The 15,646-nt window shown below is 67.2% G+C and carries 14 protein-coding genes and 1 pseudogene; 8 read left to right on the top strand and 7 right to left on the bottom strand.

The window, feature by feature from the left end:
• The first annotated feature begins 3 nt into the window (after positions 1–3).
• The 5 genes from kdpB (at position 4) to WBB07_RS05735 (ending at position 6,791) form a co-directional block, all read left to right on the top strand.
• Positions 4–2,142: a potassium-transporting ATPase subunit KdpB gene (gene kdpB, locus WBB07_RS05715; RefSeq protein ID WP_526305632.1), complete on the top strand. Its 2,139-nt coding sequence runs from the start codon at positions 4–6 to the stop codon at positions 2,140–2,142.
• Between the two features lies 1 nt (position 2,143).
• Positions 2,144–3,004: a potassium-transporting ATPase subunit C gene (locus WBB07_RS05720; protein ID WP_526305610.1), complete on the top strand. Its 861-nt coding sequence runs from the start codon at positions 2,144–2,146 to the stop codon at positions 3,002–3,004.
• 7 nt (positions 3,005–3,011) lie between these two features.
• On the top strand, positions 3,012–5,510 hold the full coding sequence (locus WBB07_RS05725; RefSeq protein ID WP_526305612.1) for a DUF4118 domain-containing protein: 2,499 nt from the start codon (positions 3,012–3,014) through the stop codon (positions 5,508–5,510).
• Positions 5,510–6,196, top strand: coding sequence for a response regulator transcription factor (locus WBB07_RS05730; protein WP_526305614.1), 687 nt, complete (start codon positions 5,510–5,512; stop codon positions 6,194–6,196). The genes WBB07_RS05725 and WBB07_RS05730 overlap by 1 nt, the downstream gene beginning before the upstream one ends.
• A 97-nt stretch (positions 6,197–6,293) precedes the next feature.
• Positions 6,294–6,791, top strand: a complete 498-nt coding sequence (locus tag WBB07_RS05735; RefSeq protein WP_526305616.1) for a DUF4383 domain-containing protein — start codon at positions 6,294–6,296, stop codon at positions 6,789–6,791.
• 5 nt (positions 6,792–6,796) lie between these two features.
• Here the strand turns inward: WBB07_RS05735 and WBB07_RS05740 are convergent, their stop codons facing one another.
• From WBB07_RS05740 to WBB07_RS05765, 6 genes and pseudogenes are all read right to left on the bottom strand, one after another.
• Positions 6,797–7,306, bottom strand: a complete 510-nt coding sequence (locus WBB07_RS05740; protein ID WP_526305618.1) for a YdcF family protein — start codon at positions 7,304–7,306, stop codon at positions 6,797–6,799.
• Between the two features lie 83 nt (positions 7,307–7,389).
• Entirely contained in the window at positions 7,390–8,334 is a 945-nt protein-coding gene (locus WBB07_RS05745) for a Ppx/GppA phosphatase family protein (RefSeq protein ID WP_526305620.1), read from the bottom strand.
• A gap of 37 nt (positions 8,335–8,371) precedes the next feature.
• The gene (locus WBB07_RS05750; RefSeq protein ID WP_526305622.1) at positions 8,372–8,863 is read right to left on the bottom strand and encodes a DUF501 domain-containing protein; all 492 of its coding nucleotides are present in this window, start codon (positions 8,861–8,863) and stop codon (positions 8,372–8,374) included.
• Positions 8,856–9,572 carry an FtsB family cell division protein gene (locus WBB07_RS05755; protein ID WP_526305624.1) on the bottom strand — a complete coding sequence of 239 codons (717 nt, stop codon included), beginning with the start codon at positions 9,570–9,572 and terminating at the stop codon, positions 8,856–8,858. Before WBB07_RS05755 ends, WBB07_RS05750 begins: the two co-directional genes overlap by 8 nt.
• Before the next feature lie 36 nt (positions 9,573–9,608).
• Entirely contained in the window at positions 9,609–10,898 is a 1,290-nt protein-coding gene (gene eno / locus WBB07_RS05760) for a phosphopyruvate hydratase (protein WP_526305626.1), read from the bottom strand.
• 88 nt (positions 10,899–10,986) lie between these two features.
• A pseudogene (locus tag WBB07_RS05765) lies at positions 10,987–11,229 on the bottom strand (PaaI family thioesterase); the annotation flags it as partial.
• Positions 11,230–11,293: 64 nt separating this feature from the next.
• On the opposite strand from WBB07_RS05765, the gene WBB07_RS05770 reads away from it, so the two are divergent.
• On the top strand, positions 11,294–12,598 hold the full coding sequence (locus tag WBB07_RS05770; RefSeq protein ID WP_526305634.1) for an aminotransferase-like domain-containing protein: 1,305 nt from the start codon (positions 11,294–11,296) through the stop codon (positions 12,596–12,598).
• Here WBB07_RS05770 and WBB07_RS05775 read toward each other — a convergent pair.
• The gene (locus WBB07_RS05775; protein ID WP_526305636.1) at positions 12,574–13,248 is read right to left on the bottom strand and encodes a lytic transglycosylase domain-containing protein; all 675 of its coding nucleotides are present in this window, start codon (positions 13,246–13,248) and stop codon (positions 12,574–12,576) included. The genes WBB07_RS05770 and WBB07_RS05775 overlap by 25 nt on opposite strands.
• 242 nt (positions 13,249–13,490) lie before the next feature.
• On the opposite strand from WBB07_RS05775, the gene efeU reads away from it, so the two are divergent.
• Both efeU and efeO read left to right on the top strand, forming a co-directional pair.
• Positions 13,491–14,447 carry an iron uptake transporter permease EfeU gene (gene efeU / locus WBB07_RS05780; protein ID WP_526305628.1) on the top strand — a complete coding sequence of 319 codons (957 nt, stop codon included), beginning with the start codon at positions 13,491–13,493 and terminating at the stop codon, positions 14,445–14,447.
• A complete protein-coding gene (gene efeO / locus WBB07_RS05785; RefSeq protein ID WP_526305630.1) occupies positions 14,444–15,613 on the top strand; it encodes an iron uptake system protein EfeO in 1,170 nt (389 codons plus the stop codon). Before efeU ends, efeO begins: the two co-directional genes overlap by 4 nt.
• The last annotated feature ends 33 nt before the right edge of the window (positions 15,614–15,646 follow it).

Below are 15,646 nucleotides of genomic sequence, written 5' to 3' on the forward strand. Positions count from 1 at the left end.
ACCATGATCACTTCGACGGTGCACACCGCTGACACAGCCGCACCACACCAACCCGTCAAGGGCGGATTGCTCGACCCGAGGACGCTGCTGCGGGCGGCACCCGACGCCCTTCGCAAGCTGGATCCGCGCACGCTGTGGCGCAACCCGGTGATGTTCATCGTCGAGATCGGCGCCGCCTGGTCCACCGTGCTCGCCATCGTGGAACCGTCCTGGTTCTCCTGGCTGATCGTGTTCTGGCTGTGGTCGACGGTGATCTTTGCCAATCTCGCCGAAGCGGTGGCCGAAGGCCGCGGCAAGGCGCAGGCCGACGCACTGCGCAAAGCCCAGTCGGCCACCGTCGCCCGCAAGCTCGACCGCTGGTCGCCCGGGCACCCCGGGACCGAGGTCAGCATTGCCGCTGCCCTGCTCAAACGAGGCGACTTCGTGGTGGTCGAAGCCGGCCAGGTCATCCCAGGTGACGGCGACGTGGTGGACGGCATCGCCTCGGTGGACGAGTCGGCGATCACCGGCGAATCCGCCCCGGTCATCCGGGAATCCGGCGGTGACCGATCCGCGGTGACCGGTGGCACCACCGTGTTGAGTGACCGCATCATCGTCGAGATCACCCAGAAACCCGGCGACAGCTTTGTCGACCGGATGATCGCCCTGGTCGAAGGCGCCCACCGGCAGAAGACGCCGAACGAGATCGCGCTCAACATCTTGTTGTCCGCGCTGACCATCATCTTCGTCTTTGCCGTCGCCACCCTGCAGCCGCTGGCCATCTACTCCAAGGCCAACAACCCGGGTGTGCTGGACACCCCGGCCCTCGACGGCAACGGAGTGACGGGCATCGTCTTGGTGGCGTTGCTGGTCTGTCTGATCCCGACCACCATCGGCGCGCTGCTGAGCGCCATCGGGATCGCCGGGATGGACCGCCTGGTGCAGCGCAATGTGCTGGCCAAATCGGGTCGGGCCGTCGAAGCCGCCGGTGACGTCAACACGCTGCTGCTGGACAAGACCGGCACCATCACCCTGGGCAATCGTCAAGCCGGCGACTTCATTCCGCTGCCCGGCGTCGACGTCAACACCCTCGCCGATGCCGCGCAGTTGTCCAGCCTGGCCGACGAAACCCCTGAGGGCCGCTCGATCGTGGTGTACGCCAAGGCCACTCACGGACTGCGGGCCCGGCAACCCGGTGAGCTCAGGGGTGCGCGGTGGATCGAGTTCACCGCCACCACCAGAATGTCCGGCGTCGACCTGGACGACGGTCAGTCATTGCGCAAGGGTGCGGCCGGCTCGGTGGCCGAGTGGGTGCGTGGCCTCGGCGGCTCGGTGCCGGCCCAGCTGACCGACATCGTCAGCGACGTCTCCCATTCCGGTGGTACACCGCTGGCGGTGGGGCGCGCCCATCACGGTCGGGCCGAGGTGCTGGGGGTGATCCACCTCAAAGATGTGGTGAAACCAGGCATGCGGGAACGCTTCGACGAGATGCGTCGCATGGGGATCCGGACGGTGATGATCACCGGCGACAACCCGATGACAGCCAAGGCCATCGCCGACGAGGCCGGCGTCGACGACTTCCTCGCCGAAGCCACCCCCGAGGACAAGCTGGCCCTGATCAAACGCGAACAGCAGGGCGGCCGGCTGGTGGCGATGACCGGTGACGGCACCAACGACGCCCCCGCACTGGCTCAAGCCGATGTCGGGGTGGCGATGAACTCCGGCACCTCGGCAGCCAAAGAGGCCGGCAACATGGTCGATCTCGATTCCGACCCGACCAAGCTGATCGAGATCGTCGAGATCGGTAAGCAGCTGCTGATCACCCGGGGCGCGTTGACCACGTTTTCCATCGCCAACGACATCGCCAAGTACTTCGCCATCATCCCGGCGTTGTTCGTGACGCTGTTCCCCGGCCTGGATCTGCTCAATGTGATGCGGCTGCACAGCCCGCAGTCCGCGATCCTGTCCGCGGTGATCTTCAACGCGATCGTCATCGTGTTCCTGATCCCGCTGGCGCTGCGCGGGGTGCGCTACACCCCGGCGGGCGCATCGAAGCTGTTGAGCCGCAACCTGCTCATCTACGGGCTCGGCGGCATCATCGCACCGTTTGTCGGTATCAAGCTGATCGACCTTGTTGTCCAACTCTTCCCCGGGATGTCCTGACATGTTGTTCTCCAACATCATTCGCCAGCACTGGGCGGCACTGCGCGCGTTGTTGATCCTGACTGTCCTGACCGGGTTGCTCTATCCGGTGCTGGTGTGGGCGATGGCCCAACTGCCCGGGCTCAGCGCCGGCGCCGCCGGCTCGCTGATCGAAGCCGATGGAAAACCTGTGGGCAGCAGCCTGATCGGGCAGTCGTTCAGCAGACCCGACGGCACCCCCCTGCCGCAGTACCTGCAGCCCCGCCCGTCCGCGGCCGGCCAGGGATACGACACCATGTCGACCGGAGCGAGCAACCTGGGCCCCGAGGACATCGTCGACACCGAAGGTCACACCAGCCTGCTCACCACGGTGTGCACCCGCAGCCGGGAGATCGGCGCCGCCAACGGCGTCGACGGATCTCGCCCGTTCTGCACCAATGACGGTGTGGGCGCGGTGCTCTCGGTCCTGGGTCAGCGCGACGGCCGCGGCAACGTGGTGCACCCCACCCGGGTGATCAGTGTGAACCAACTCTGCGCCACCACCACAACACCGTTCCTGGCCACCTACGAAGGCGTGCGGGTGGAATGCAACAGCGGACCGGACTACACGTCGGGCCAGATTGTGTCCATCGCGGGCAGCACCGCCGAACCTCAGGTGCCCGCCGACGCCGTCACCGCCAGCGGGAGCGGACTGGACCCCGACATCTCGCCGGCCTACGCCGAACTCCAGATAGGGCGAATCGCGCAGGCCCGGGGCCTGCGCCCCGAGCAGGTGCGGGCGGTCATCGCCGAACACACCAGCGGGCGGCCCCTCGGATTCATGGGTGAACCCCATGTCAATGTCCTGGCGGTGAACCTAGCACTCGACCGCCTGGGTGGATGATGGTCAGATGAGCACTGGCAAGCGGGGTGAACTGCGCATCTACCTGGGCGCGGCACCCGGCGTCGGCAAGACGTTTGCCATGCTCGGTGAGGCGCACCGGCGCCTGGAACGGGGCACCGACCTGGTGGCCGCGGTGGTCGAACCCCATGGCCGCCGCAAAACCGCCGAACTCCTGGAGGGAATCGAGGTCGTGCCGCCGCGGTATCTCGACTACCGCGGCGGCACCTTCGCCGAACTCGATGTCGCCGCCGTGCTCGAACGCAACCCCGAGGTGGTGCTGGTCGACGAACTCGCCCACACCAACACCCCCGGCAGCAAGAACCCGAAGCGCTGGCAAGACGTCGAAGAGCTCTTGGAGGCGGGGATCACCGTCATCTCGACGGTCAACATCCAGCACCTGGAAAGCCTCAACGACGTCGTCGCGCAGATCACCGGCATCGCCCAGCAGGAAACCGTTCCCGACTCCGTGGTGCGCGGCGCCGACCAGGTAGAACTTGTCGACGTCACCCCGGAAGCGCTACGTCGTCGACTCTCGCACGGCAACGTCTACTCCTCCGAGCGGATCGACGCCGCCCTGAGCAACTACTTCCGGCAGGGCAACCTGACCGCACTGCGGGAGTTGGCGCTGCTGTGGCTGGCCGACCAGGTTGATGCCGCCCTGTCGAAGTATCGAGCCGACCACGAGATCAGCGACACCTGGGAGGCCCGGGAACGCGTCGTGGTGGCGGTGACCGGCGGCGCCGAATCAGAAACACTGGTACGCCGGGCTTCTCGCATCGCCTCCAAATCCAGTGCGGAACTGATGGTTGTTCATGTTGTGCGGGGTGACGGTCTTGCCGGGGTGTCCGCCCCGCAGATGGGCAAGATCCGGGAATTGGCGACCAGTCTGGGCGCCACCCTGCACACCGTCGTCGGCGACGACGTGACCTCGGCGCTGCTGGACTTCGCCCGGGAACGCAACGCCACCCAGCTGGTGATCGGCACCTCGCGACGGTCCCATTGGGCGCGGATCTTCGACGCCGGAATCGGTACCCGCACAGTGCAGGAATCCGGCAAGATCGACGTCCACATGGTCACCCACGAGGAGGCCAAACGACCGTTCCCGCTGTCCCGGCTGGCACCGGGGGAACGACGGGTGGTGTCCTGGCTGGCGGCCTTCCTGGTGCCGTCGGCGACCTGCGCGTTGATCTACGGGCTCCTGGACCCGGAAATCGGGGTCGGTGGCGACAGTGCCCTATTTTTCATCGGAGTGCTGGTGGTGGCACTGCTCGGCGGTTTCGGGCCGGCCGTCATCTCGGCACTGCTGTCCGGCATGCTGCTCAACTACTTCCTCACCGACCCGCGGTACAGCCTGACGATCTCCGAACCCGACAGTGCCATCACGATTTTTGTGCTGCTGGTGGTCGCCGTTGCGGTCGCCGCCCTGGTCGATCGAGCCGCCCGACGCAGCCGCGAGGCCCGGCGCGCCTCCCAGGAGGCCGAACTGCTGGCGCTGTTTGCCGGTTCGGTGCTGCGGGGGGCCGACCTGACGTCGCTGCTGGAACGGGTGCGCGAGACATATCAGCAGCGCTCGGTGTCCCTGCTCCGGGAGGGATCGGGGGTGGTGTCGTGTGTCGGTGACGATCCGTGCGTGGACATCGAATCCGCAGACACCGCAGTCGAAGTCGGCGACGACGAGTTCTGGCTGCTGATGTCGGGACGCACCCTGCCCGCCCAGGACCGGCGCGTCCTGGGCGCCGTCGCCTCCCAGGCCGCCGGACTGGTGCGGCAACGGGAACTCATCGACGAGGCGAGCCGCGCCGAGGCGATCACCCGGGCCGACGACCTGCGCCGCTCGCTGCTCTCCGCCGTCAGCCACGACCTGCGCACCCCGCTGGCCGCGGCCAAGGCCGCGGTATCGAGCCTGCGCGGCAACGATATCGACTTCTCCCCCGAAGACACCGGGGAGCTGCTGGCGACCGTCGAGGAATCGATCGACGGGCTGACCGTCCTGGTCGGCAATCTGCTGGACTCGTCCCGGTTGGCCGCCGGCGTGGTGCGGCCCGCCCTGAGCCACGTCTACGTCGAGGAAGCGGTTCAGCGCGCGCTGCTCGGCATCACCCTGGGATCGGGACGCGCCGCGCTGGACCGGGTGAAGGTGGACGTCGGCGATGCGGTGGTACTCGCCGATTCCGGCCTCCTGGAACGTGTTCTGGTGAACCTGATCGACAATGCGCTGCGCTACTCGGCCGGCAGCATGGTGCGCGTCAACGCCGGACCCGTCGGTGACCGCGTGCTGATCAACGTGGTGGACACCGGCCCGGGCGTGACCCGGGGCACCGAGGAACAGATGTTCGCCCCGTTCCAGCGCCTCGGCGACACCGACACCAGCAGCGGTGTCGGACTCGGACTCTCGGTGGCTCGGGGTTTCACCGAGGCCATGGGAGGCACCATCGCGGCAACGGACACCCCCGGCGGCGGGCTGACGGTTGTGGTCGATCTCGCCGGTGCGACTGGAGGACTGTGATGGCAAAAACCCAGGTCCTGGTGATCGACGACGAACCCCAGATTCTGCGCGCGCTGCGCATCAACCTGTCGGTACGCGGCTATGACGTGTTCACCGCCGCCACCGGCGCCGAGGCGCTGCAGAGCGCCGCCGAACACAAACCCGATGTCGTGATCCTCGACCTGGGGTTGCCGGACATGTCGGGTATCGATGTGCTGGCCGGGTTGCGCGGTTGGCTGACCGCCCCGGTCATCGTGCTCTCCGCACGCACCGACTCCTCCGACAAGGTCGAAGCCCTCGATGCCGGAGCCGACGATTACGTGACCAAACCGTTCGGTATGGACGAGTTCCTGGCCCGCCTTCGGGCGGCGGTGCGGCGCGCGGCAGCCTCCTCCGACACCGACCAGCCGGTGATCGAGACCTCGTCGTTCACCGTCGATCTCAGCGCCAAGAAGGTCACCCGCAACGGCTCCGAAGTGCATCTGACCCCCACCGAGTGGGGCATGCTGGAAATGCTGGTGCGCAACCGCGGCAAGCTGGTGGGCCGCGAGGAGTTGCTCAAAGAGGTGTGGGGACCGGCCTATGCCAAGGAAACCCACTATCTGCGGGTCTATCTGGCGCAGTTGCGCCGCAAGCTGGAAACCGACCCGTCGCACCCCAAACATCTGCTCACCGAGGCCGGTATGGGGTACCGCTTTCAGGAATGACGGGCAGCTCCGTGGCCAATCCGCCGTTGGCTGTTACATCGGCGCACACCGGGGTATTCGTGCTGCGCAGACGTCAATACCGGGGAAAGAAGGACCTATGGCCGTCAGCCGTTCGCGGGTGCGCCGCCGGCCTCAGGAGGGCTTGTTGGCGGTGCAGTGCGCCGCCATCCTCGTCGGCTCACTGCTCCTGATAGTGGGCACGCTCGGATTCATCCCCGGCATCACCACCGGGCTCGACTCGCTGCAGTTGTCCGGCCCCCGCTCGGAGGCCGCCGTGTTCGGGGTGTTCGAGATCTCCGTCCTGCACAATCTGCTCAACGTGGCCGTCGGCGTCGCCGGCCTGGTGCTGGCGTCGTCGTACGCCCGCGCCCGCGCCTACCTGCTGCTGGGCGGTGCGCTCTACCTCGGACTGTGGGTCTTCGGTCTGGTGATCGACCACGAGTCACCGGCAAATGTGTTGCCGGTCAACAACGCCGACAACTGGTTGCATCTCGGACTCGGGGTGGCGATGGTGGTGTTGGGGCTGACCCTGGCCGGTGCCCGGCTACCCCGGGGAGCGCGAGGCGAGATCTTGGTCCCGCCGGGCGAGAGCTGACACCGTCAGCAGCTGCCCTGCAGCCAGGACTTCACATAGCCGGCACTCTGATAGGCGTAAATCCAGCCCCAGCCCCACGGACCGAGCCGCGACGGGGTCGACACCATCACCAGCTGACCGTCGAAACACTTGCCGATGATGTAGCGAGCCCGGGAGATGTGCGACGTCGAGGTCACGACGATCACTGTGCGCCAACCATTTTGGTCGGCCAGCCGGCGCAGTTCGCGCCCCTCGCCCAACGTGGTCCGCGGCTCGGGGGCAAAACACCACAACGTGACATCCCGCTGCGGCCGCGAACACAATCCGTCGAGCACCGGGTCGGTGGGCCGGTACGGGTTCGACAGCACCAGATTCGGCGCCAGCCCCTGGTGGGCAAGTTCCAGTCCCCGCACATAGCGCTGCCCCGAGGCCGTCCCGCCCAGCACCAGAATGGCATCCGCGGGCCGGGGATCATCGACGTGCGGCCGGACAAACACCGGGAAACCGGCAAACGCGGCCACCACAACAAGGATCACCGAACCGGCCAACCACCGACGAGCGCGCGCCTTTGCACGTCGCACGCCGGTGTGTCGCCGGACAAACACGCGCGGTCGCGGGGTCAGGCGATCGAGTAGGCGATGCCGTCGAGGATGTCGTGCTCGCTGACCGTCAGGGTCTCGATACCGGCCCGCTCGCTCAACACCCGCGCCAACTCCTGCACGATGATCGCCCCGCCGCCGATCACGTCGACCCGGCCCTCGTGCATCGGCCCCAGGGCGGCGCGCTGTTTGCGCGTCATCGCGATCAGCTCGTCACACACCTGGTGCAGACGGCCCAACGGCACCGTCGACAGATGAATCGCCTCGGCATCGTAGGTGGTCAAGTCCTGGGCCAGCGCAGCGATGGTGGTGAACGTCCCGGCAACCCCCACCCAGGTGTTGGCCCGGTCGACAGGCACCACCTGCAACGCCTGCCCCAGCAGTTGGCGGACCACACCCCGGGCCGCCTCCACCTCGGCCGGCGTCGGCGGGTCCGAGTGCAGACACCGCTCGGTCAACCGCACACACCCGATGTCCGCGGAGAATCCGGTACTGACACCGGTGCCGTCCCCGAGGACCACCTCCGTCGACCCACCACCGAGATCAACCACCACAAAAGGTGCACCGGCAGCATCCATTTCAGCCACCGCGCCGTAGAAGGACAGGCCGGCTTCCTCTTCCCCGGTGATCACCTCGGCGATCGCACCGGGTACCACCGCACCCAGGATCTCCGAAGTCATCTCGAAGAACTCGTCACGGTTGCCGGCGTCCCGGGCCGCCGACGTCGCCACCATCCGCACCCGCGTCACGGAATGCCGACGCAGTGCAGCGGCGTAGTCGGTCAGGGCCACGCGGGTACGGGCGATCGCCTCCGGGGCGAACTCACCGGTGGCGTCCACCCCCTGCCCCAGCCGCACGACCCGCATCTCCCGGTGCACATCGTGCAACCAGCCGTCCTCGGTCACGTCGGCGATCAACAGACGGATCGAGTTGGTGCCGCAGTCGATGGCCGCCACCCGCGTCATGCAAGCACCGCCTGCGCGGGTGTCACTCGCTGGGCCCTCATATCCACTGCTCCCTCACCAAGATCCCGGCCATCCCCGGCTCGACCGCCAGGATCGCCAAGGCTTCATCACCGAATGGATTGACGCCCTTGCCTTTTGCCAGCGAATGGGCGATGACCACATGCAAGCATTTCACCCGATCCGGCATCCCACCACCGGAAAAGGTGGTGCCCAGCGGTTCGATCGCGTCCCGCTCGGCCAGGAACTGCTCGTGCGCCCGCCGATACGCCGCCGCCAACTCCGGATCCGACTCCAACCGGTCGGTCATCTCTTTCATCAGGCCCGAGGATTCCAACCGACTCGCAGCAGCCGTCAGCGCCGGATGCGTCAGGTAGAACAGCGTCGGGAACGGTGTTCCGTCAGGCAGTTTCGGCGCGGTCTTCACCACGGCGGGCTCCCCGTTCGGGCAGCGGTACGCAATTTCCAGGACCCCACGCGGTTCGCGGCCCAATTGGGCGGCGACGGCAGCGAGGTCGTTCCCATCAACCACCGGGCACCACCGGCGGAGGCAGCGGTTCACCCGGAAGGGGTTCACCCGGCGGCGGCAGCTCACCGGGCAAGGGCGCAACCGGCGGCGGCAGCGGCGGACCGTGCGGGTCGTCGGCAATGGTCTTCCACAGCGTGCTGTACCACGGACCGCTGGGGGTTTCGATCCCTTCGGGCAAGGCCTCAGGCTCCGGTCCGGCAGCCGACGGCGGCAACTGCACCTGATACGGAATGTCGCCGGGCATCACAAAGCCCAGGCGCTCCCGGGCCTGGGCCGCGATGAACGCCGGGTCGGCGAGCTTCATCTTTTGCTCCTCCAGATCGGCGATCTGCTCCCGCAGCGCCGCTTCGCTGGCGATCAGCTGACTCATCTCCGTACGTTGGGCGAAATAGGTGCGGACCGGCCCGGCGATGGTCAGCGTCAACACACAGACCACCGCGGCCAGCACCGCGGCCCGGCGTGCGGTGAAGCCCATCCGTTTCTCGGACTGCCGCTCGGCCGACACCACGATCGACTGCCGGATCAGCTCGTGAACCGAGTCGTCCTGATCGACGTCGGTGTCGGGATCGGCGGGACTCGGCTGGTCGCGCCGCACCACCGAGGCCTGCTTCGCCGTCTTGCGAGGACGCCCCGGCTTTCCTGGGACATCCCCAGAGCGCCCCGGACCGGAGGTCGGGGACCGCCGTTTATCGGGGCGCTTGGGGTCAGCCATCGGTTAGAGACTACCCAGCCGGGCTGGGCGAGCCGATTATTTGGAGTCCACCGACAGCCGCGGGAACGCCAGGTCACCGGCGTAGCGGGCGGCATCGCCGAGAGCTTCCTCGATGCGCAGCAGCTGGTTGTACTTGGCTACCCGCTCGCTGCGAGCCGGTGCACCGGTCTTGATCTGGCCGGAGCCCACCGCCACCGCCAGGTCGGCGATCGTGGTGTCCTCGGTCTCGCCGGAACGGTGGCTCATCATGGTGCGGTAACCGCTGCTGTGCGCCAGCGCCACCGCATCGAGCGTTTCGGTCAGAGTGCCGATCTGGTTGACCTTCACCAGCAGCGCATTGGCCGCACCCTTGACGATGCCCTCTTCGAGGCGCTCCGGGTTGGTGACAAACAGGTCGTCTCCAACCAACTGCACCCGGTCGCCGATCGCGGTGGTGAGCGCCACCCAACCATCCCAGTCGTCCTCGGACAGCGGATCCTCGATGGACACCAGCGGGTAGGCGTCGAGCAGACCGGCGTAGAACTCCGCCATCTGTTCAGCGGTGCGGGTTTGCTTCTCGAAGGCGTAACCCGTTCCATCGGTGTAGAACTCGGTGGCCGCGACGTCCAGGGCCAGCGCGACGTCCGAACCCAGCTTCAGACCGGTGATCTCGATCGCCGAGCTGATCAGATCCAGCGCCGCCTTGGTACCGGCCACATCGGGGGCAAAACCGCCCTCGTCACCCAGGCCGGTGGCCAGGCCCTGCTTCTTGAGCACCGACTTCAGCGCGTGGTAGACCTCGGTGCCCCAGCGCAGCGACTCCTTGAACGTCGGCGCACCGATCGGGGCGACCATGAACTCCTGCACATCGACCCCGGTGTCGGCATGTGCGCCGCCGTTGAGGATGTTCATCATCGGCACCGGCAGGATGTGGGCGTTCGGTCCGCCCAGGTAGCGGAACAACGGCAGCGCGGCGCTGTCGGCAGCGGCCTTGGCGACGGCCAGGGACACGCCGAGGATGGCGTTGGCACCCAGCCGGGACTTGTCCGGGGTGCCGTCGAGGTCCAGAAGCGCCTGATCCACCAACCGCTGATCATCGGCCGAGAGCCCGATCACCGCGGGGGCGATCTCGTCGAGGACGGCCTCGACCGCCTTCTGCACACCCTTGCCGCCGTAACGCTCACCGCCGTCGCGCAGCTCAACGGCTTCGTGTTCCCCGGTGGAGGCACCCGAGGGCACCGCGGCGCGGGCAAAGGTGCCGTCCAGCAGCGCGATCTCGACTTCGACCGTCGGATTGCCACGGGAATCGAGGATCTCTCGGGCGCCGACCTGCTCGATCATGGGCACGGGCGTCTCCTTGTGTCGTTCTGCTGATGAGATTTCGGTCCTCAGCCTAGAGCCTGCTCACCCCCGCTGCCGAGAGCGGACCACCCCGTCACCGCCCGAGCGCCTGCTCGGCACGCAGCGTCAGCACCGTGCTGGTGATAGTCGCCACAGTCTTGCCGTCTCCGCGGACGACATCACAGCCGTAATGGGTGACGGTGCGGCCCGAGTGTGTCGGCCGCGCGGTCGCGACCAGGGTGTCGCCCCACACCGGCCGCAGGAAGGCCGCCCGGATATCGACGCTGGTGAACGACTCGCCGGGGCGCATCAACGTGGAGTGCGCGGTACCGATCGCCGTGGACCGACGCCAGAGAACCAAGATGGTGCAATCAAAGAATTGTCCTAGCTACATTGGCCGCATCCGGGTCCAGCGCTACACCTCGGTCGTTGATCACCTGGCCGCGGCCATCCGCAGCGGCGCCCTCCCACCGGGCACCCGACTGCCCACCCACCGCTGCCTGGCTCGCGAACACGGCATCGCGCAGGCCACCGCCACCAAGGTCTACCGAGCACTCGTGGCGGCCGGCCTGGTGGTCGGCGAGCCGGGCCGCGGCACTTTTGTGCGGGATCTCAGCGGCTTCGCCGGACTGGAGCCCCGCCGGCTCCCCCACCGGCAACCCGGCGTCGACCTGTCCTTCAATCAGCCGCTGGCCGCCACCCAGGGCGACCAGCTGCGAACCGCCTTGAGGGAACTGGCCGCAGAAAGCGACCTCGCCGCCCTCTTGCGCCAACAGCCGCCAGGTGGCCGCAGCCGCGACCGGGCCGCCATCGCCACCTATCTCCTCGGCCGTCAGATCGACGTCGCCCCAGACGCCGTCCTGCTCACCGCAGGCGCCCAACACGGCCTGGACACCACCTTCGGGGCGCTCGGCGCCCTGGTAGCCGCGGACACGCTGACCTATCCGGGGGCCAAGGTGTCGGCCGCCACCCGCCGAGTCGAATTGGCCCCGATCCGTGCGGATTTCACCGGCACCGACCTCGACCACCTGGTATGGCTGTGTACCCGTCGACCCATCACGGCGATCGACACCATCCCGAGCCTGCACAACCCCCTGGGCTTCACTCTGGACACCGAAGCGCGACAACGGATCACCGACATCGCCCGGCGCCACGACCTCACCATCATCGAAGACGCCACCTACGCCTTCCTCGAACCCGAAGCACCGCCGGCGCTGTTCACGCTGGCGCCGGAGCGCACCGTCTACGTGGGCAGCATGTCCAAGAATCTGGCGGCGGGCCTGCGGGTCGGATTCCTGGTGGTGCCACCGCAGCTGCGCCCGGAACTGAGCCGGGTGCTGCGTGCCAGCAGTTGGGGCACCTCCAGCGTCAGCGCCGCGCTGACCACCCGCTGGCTGGGCGACGGCACCGTCGGGCGCCTCGAGAACCTACGTCGCGACGACGCCAGAGAACGTCAGGCGCTGGCCCGGGACCGGCTATCCGGCCTCGACTACCGCGCCCACCCCGGCTCGTACTGCGGCTGGCTCACCCTGCCCGAGGACAGCCGCAGCGATCTGGTGACCACCGCGGACGCCTTCTCACTCACCCCGAACGCCCCGAACGCACTCCGGCTGGCCCTGGCCACGCCGGAGTTGGCTGATCTGGAAGCCGCACTGGGACGCATCCGGACCGTCGTCACGGATCACAGTGCGCGACCGCCGGCGTAGGCGGTCGCCAGATCCCTCACACTCCTGGCGTACTGCTCGGAATTGTTGTAGGCCTTGAGCGCGGCCATCCATCCCCGCGGTGTTGCCAAATCGCCACCGCGCCAACACAAATAGCCGGCGGCAGACAGCGCGGCATCGTCGATGTTGTCCGGACTGATGATGCCGTCGTTGTTGGCGTCCACCCCGTAGAGCTTCCAGGTCTCCGGGATGAACTGCATGGGCCCCATGGCGCGATCCAGATGAGGGTCCCCGTCGAGCTCGCCGCCGTCGGTGTCGGGGATGTGCATATTGCCCCCGGTGCCGTCGAGCTGGACCCCTCGAATCGGAGGCGTGATGTCACCGTTGGGCGCCAGCTCGGCACCGCGGTAGGTGCCGTGGTGACTCTCGACCATGCCGATACCGGCCAGCGTGGTCCATTTCAGATTGCACTTGGGGTTCTCCACCTCGGCCACCCGGGCCGCGTAGGCGTACGCCTCGAGTGCGGTCACCGGGATGCCGAGCGCCGGCGCCCGGGCCGCAGCCCAGTCATGTAATTGGTCGGCTCCCCTGCCGTCGGCGTAGGTGTCCACGGCGGGGACCGGGTCCCCGGGCGGCGGCGGCACCCCCTCGGGGATCGGGATCCCGGTCTGCCACGAACAACTCGATGCCATCAGCAAAGTCGCCGCACCCACTGCCGCGGCAGCTTGTAGCCAGCGCTTGGACACATGACTCCTCAACCCACTCCGGTCGTGACCATGGTCCCATGCGAATGAAGTCCTTGGACCTCACCTGGCCGACACCGCAAAGGTGTAACGTCCGTTCGGGCATACCGTTAGGTGAGCCACACCTTGCTTTCCTGCGCATCCGCGAAGGACCGCCCGGGTGTGCATAGGAGCAGGACAGGGAACACAGGATGACCGCGCTGGGAGACCTTTCGGTCTCGGTGATCGCCGCAGCTCCAAGCGTATCTTCACAGGTATTTGGCAGCTTACTCATAGGTTTACGGGAGGGCCTGGAAGCGGCCATCGTCGTCAGCATCCTGGTGGCGTTCCTGGTCAAGTCGCAGCGCCGCGACGCCCTCAAATGGGTGTGGCTCGGTGTTGGCACGGCAATCTTGATGACCGTTGGCGTGTTCCTCGGAATCCAGCTCGGTGAGAACACCATCACCGGCCTCGGGGCCGAGGCAATCGCCGGGGTGGCCTCGCTGATCGCCGTCGCGATCGTCACCACGATGGTGCTGTGGATGAAGAAAGCCGCAGCCAGTCTGTCCGGTGAGCTTCGCGGCGAGATGTCGCGAGCGCTGGAGACCGGTGGCGTGGCAGTGGCGGTCCTGGCGTTCCTGGCAGTGGGCCGCGAAGGCGTGGAGACCGCGCTGTTCATGGTCGGCTACGCCGAAGCCCAGACCATCTGGCCGCTGACGGGGCTGATCATCGGTGTGCTGATCGCCGCCGCGATCGCCTACGGGATCTACGCCGGTGCGGTCCGCATCAACCTCGCCAAATTCTTCTCCTACACCGGCGTGTTGCTGATCGTCGTGGCCGCCGGCATCTTGTCCTACGGCATCGGTGCGCTGCAGACCGTCGGCTGGCTGCCCGGACTGTCCAGCCGGGCCTTCGACATCAGTTCCTGGATGGACTGGTCGGCCTGGTACGGCGAGATCATCCAGGGCGTGTTCAACGTCACGCCCACCCCGACGACGCTGCAACTGGTCGCCTGGCTCGCCTATCTGGTGATCATCCTCGCCCTGTTCCTGCGACCCACCAGGAACGCACCACGGCCAGGATCCGCCGGCCCCACGGACGACACCCCAGAACCCGCTGATCCGGACTCGGACAGCCAACCCACAAAAACCGAGAGGTCGACCACGTGAATCGCTTACCCTTTGTCGCCGTCACCGCGGCGGTGCTGACTGGCCTGTCACTGACCAGCTGCACGGCCAAGGAGCCCACCGCGGCGCCCGAGGAGACCGGGACCGCCGGAACGGCGGCCCCGGCCCCGATCACGGTCGAGGCCACCGACACCGAGTGCACGCTGTCGGGCACCGAAGGTGCCACCGGCGCCAACACCTTTGTCATCACCAACAACGGCACCAAGGTCACCGAGTTCTACGTCTACGGCGAAGGTGACCGGGTGATGGGCGAGGTGGAGAACGTCTCCCCCGGCCTGCAGCGCAAGCTGATCGTGCAGCTGACCCAGCCCGGCACCTACCAGACGGCATGCAAGCCCGGCATGATCGGCGACGGCATCCGGGCCGATTACGTCGTCAGCGGCGACGCGGTTCAGGTCGACACCGAAGGCAAGTTCAAAGAAGCCGCCGACAACTACAAGCGCTACGTGGTCAGCCAGAGCGATGCGCTGGTGCCCGCGGTCGAGGCGTTTGTCGCCGCCATCAAGGCCGGCGACATCGAATCCGCCAAGGCGCAGTACCCGACGTCGCGGATGTACTACGAACGCATCGAGCCGGTCGCCGAATCATTCCCCGACGATCTGGATCCGCGCATCGACCTGCGAGAGGCCGATCTGGAAGAGGGCCAGAAGTGGACCGGCTTCCACCGGCTGGAGAAGGACCTCTGGGTCAGCGGTCTGCAGCCGGACACCAACGAGATCGCCGACCAGCTGGTCGCTGACGTCAAGGAACTCAACGAAGGCGTGAAGGATCCGTCCTACGCCATCGACTCCACCCAGATCGCCGGTGGCGCACAGGGTCTGCTCGACGAGATCGCCATCAGCAAGATCAGCGGCGAAGAGGACATCTTCAGCCACACCGACCTGTGGGACTTCAGCGCCAACCTCCAGGGCAGCCAGACGGCCGTGGCCTCGGTACGCCCGATCCTCGACGAGCGCAACCCGGACCTGGGCAAGCGGGTGGACCAGCGCTTCCAAGCGGTCGAGGCCCTGCTCGAAAAGTACCGTCAGGGAGACGGATTCGTGTCCTACGACACCGTCACCGAGCCGCAGCGTCAGGAGCTGTCCCGCGCACTGGACGCCCTGAGCAAGGAAGTTAGCCAGGTACAAGGTGTCATCGCTCCCCAGTGATTCCGTAGCCGCCGACGCCGATCAGCCCCGGGC

It is taken from the genome of Mycobacterium sp. (assembly GCF_049647605.1).
GTDB lineage: Bacteria > Actinomycetota > Actinomycetes > Mycobacteriales > Mycobacteriaceae > Mycobacterium.

What these genes read in the sequence shown, in the direction of transcription:
- WBB07_RS05775 (WP_526305636.1), bottom strand. Translation starts at nt 13,248, where the DNA reads ATGGCATCGAGTTGTTCGTGGCAGACCGGGATCCCGATCCCCGAGGGG.
- WBB07_RS05725 (WP_526305612.1), top strand. Translation starts at nt 3,012, where the DNA reads ATGAGCACTGGCAAGCGGGGTGAACTGCGCATCTACCTGGGCGCGGCA.
- WBB07_RS05720 (WP_526305610.1), top strand. Translation starts at nt 2,144, where the DNA reads ATGTTGTTCTCCAACATCATTCGCCAGCACTGGGCGGCACTGCGCGCG.
- kdpB (WP_526305632.1), top strand. Translation starts at nt 4, where the DNA reads ATGATCACTTCGACGGTGCACACCGCTGACACAGCCGCACCACACCAA.
- efeU (WP_526305628.1), top strand. Translation starts at nt 13,491, where the DNA reads ATGACCGCGCTGGGAGACCTTTCGGTCTCGGTGATCGCCGCAGCTCCA.
- WBB07_RS05745 (WP_526305620.1), bottom strand. Translation starts at nt 8,334, where the DNA reads ATGACGCGGGTGGCGGCCATCGACTGCGGCACCAACTCGATCCGTCTG.
- WBB07_RS05755 (WP_526305624.1), bottom strand. Translation starts at nt 9,572, where the DNA reads ATGGCTGACCCCAAGCGCCCCGATAAACGGCGGTCCCCGACCTCCGGT.
- WBB07_RS05730 (WP_526305614.1), top strand. Translation starts at nt 5,510, where the DNA reads ATGGCAAAAACCCAGGTCCTGGTGATCGACGACGAACCCCAGATTCTG.
- WBB07_RS05735 (WP_526305616.1), top strand. Translation starts at nt 6,294, where the DNA reads ATGGCCGTCAGCCGTTCGCGGGTGCGCCGCCGGCCTCAGGAGGGCTTG.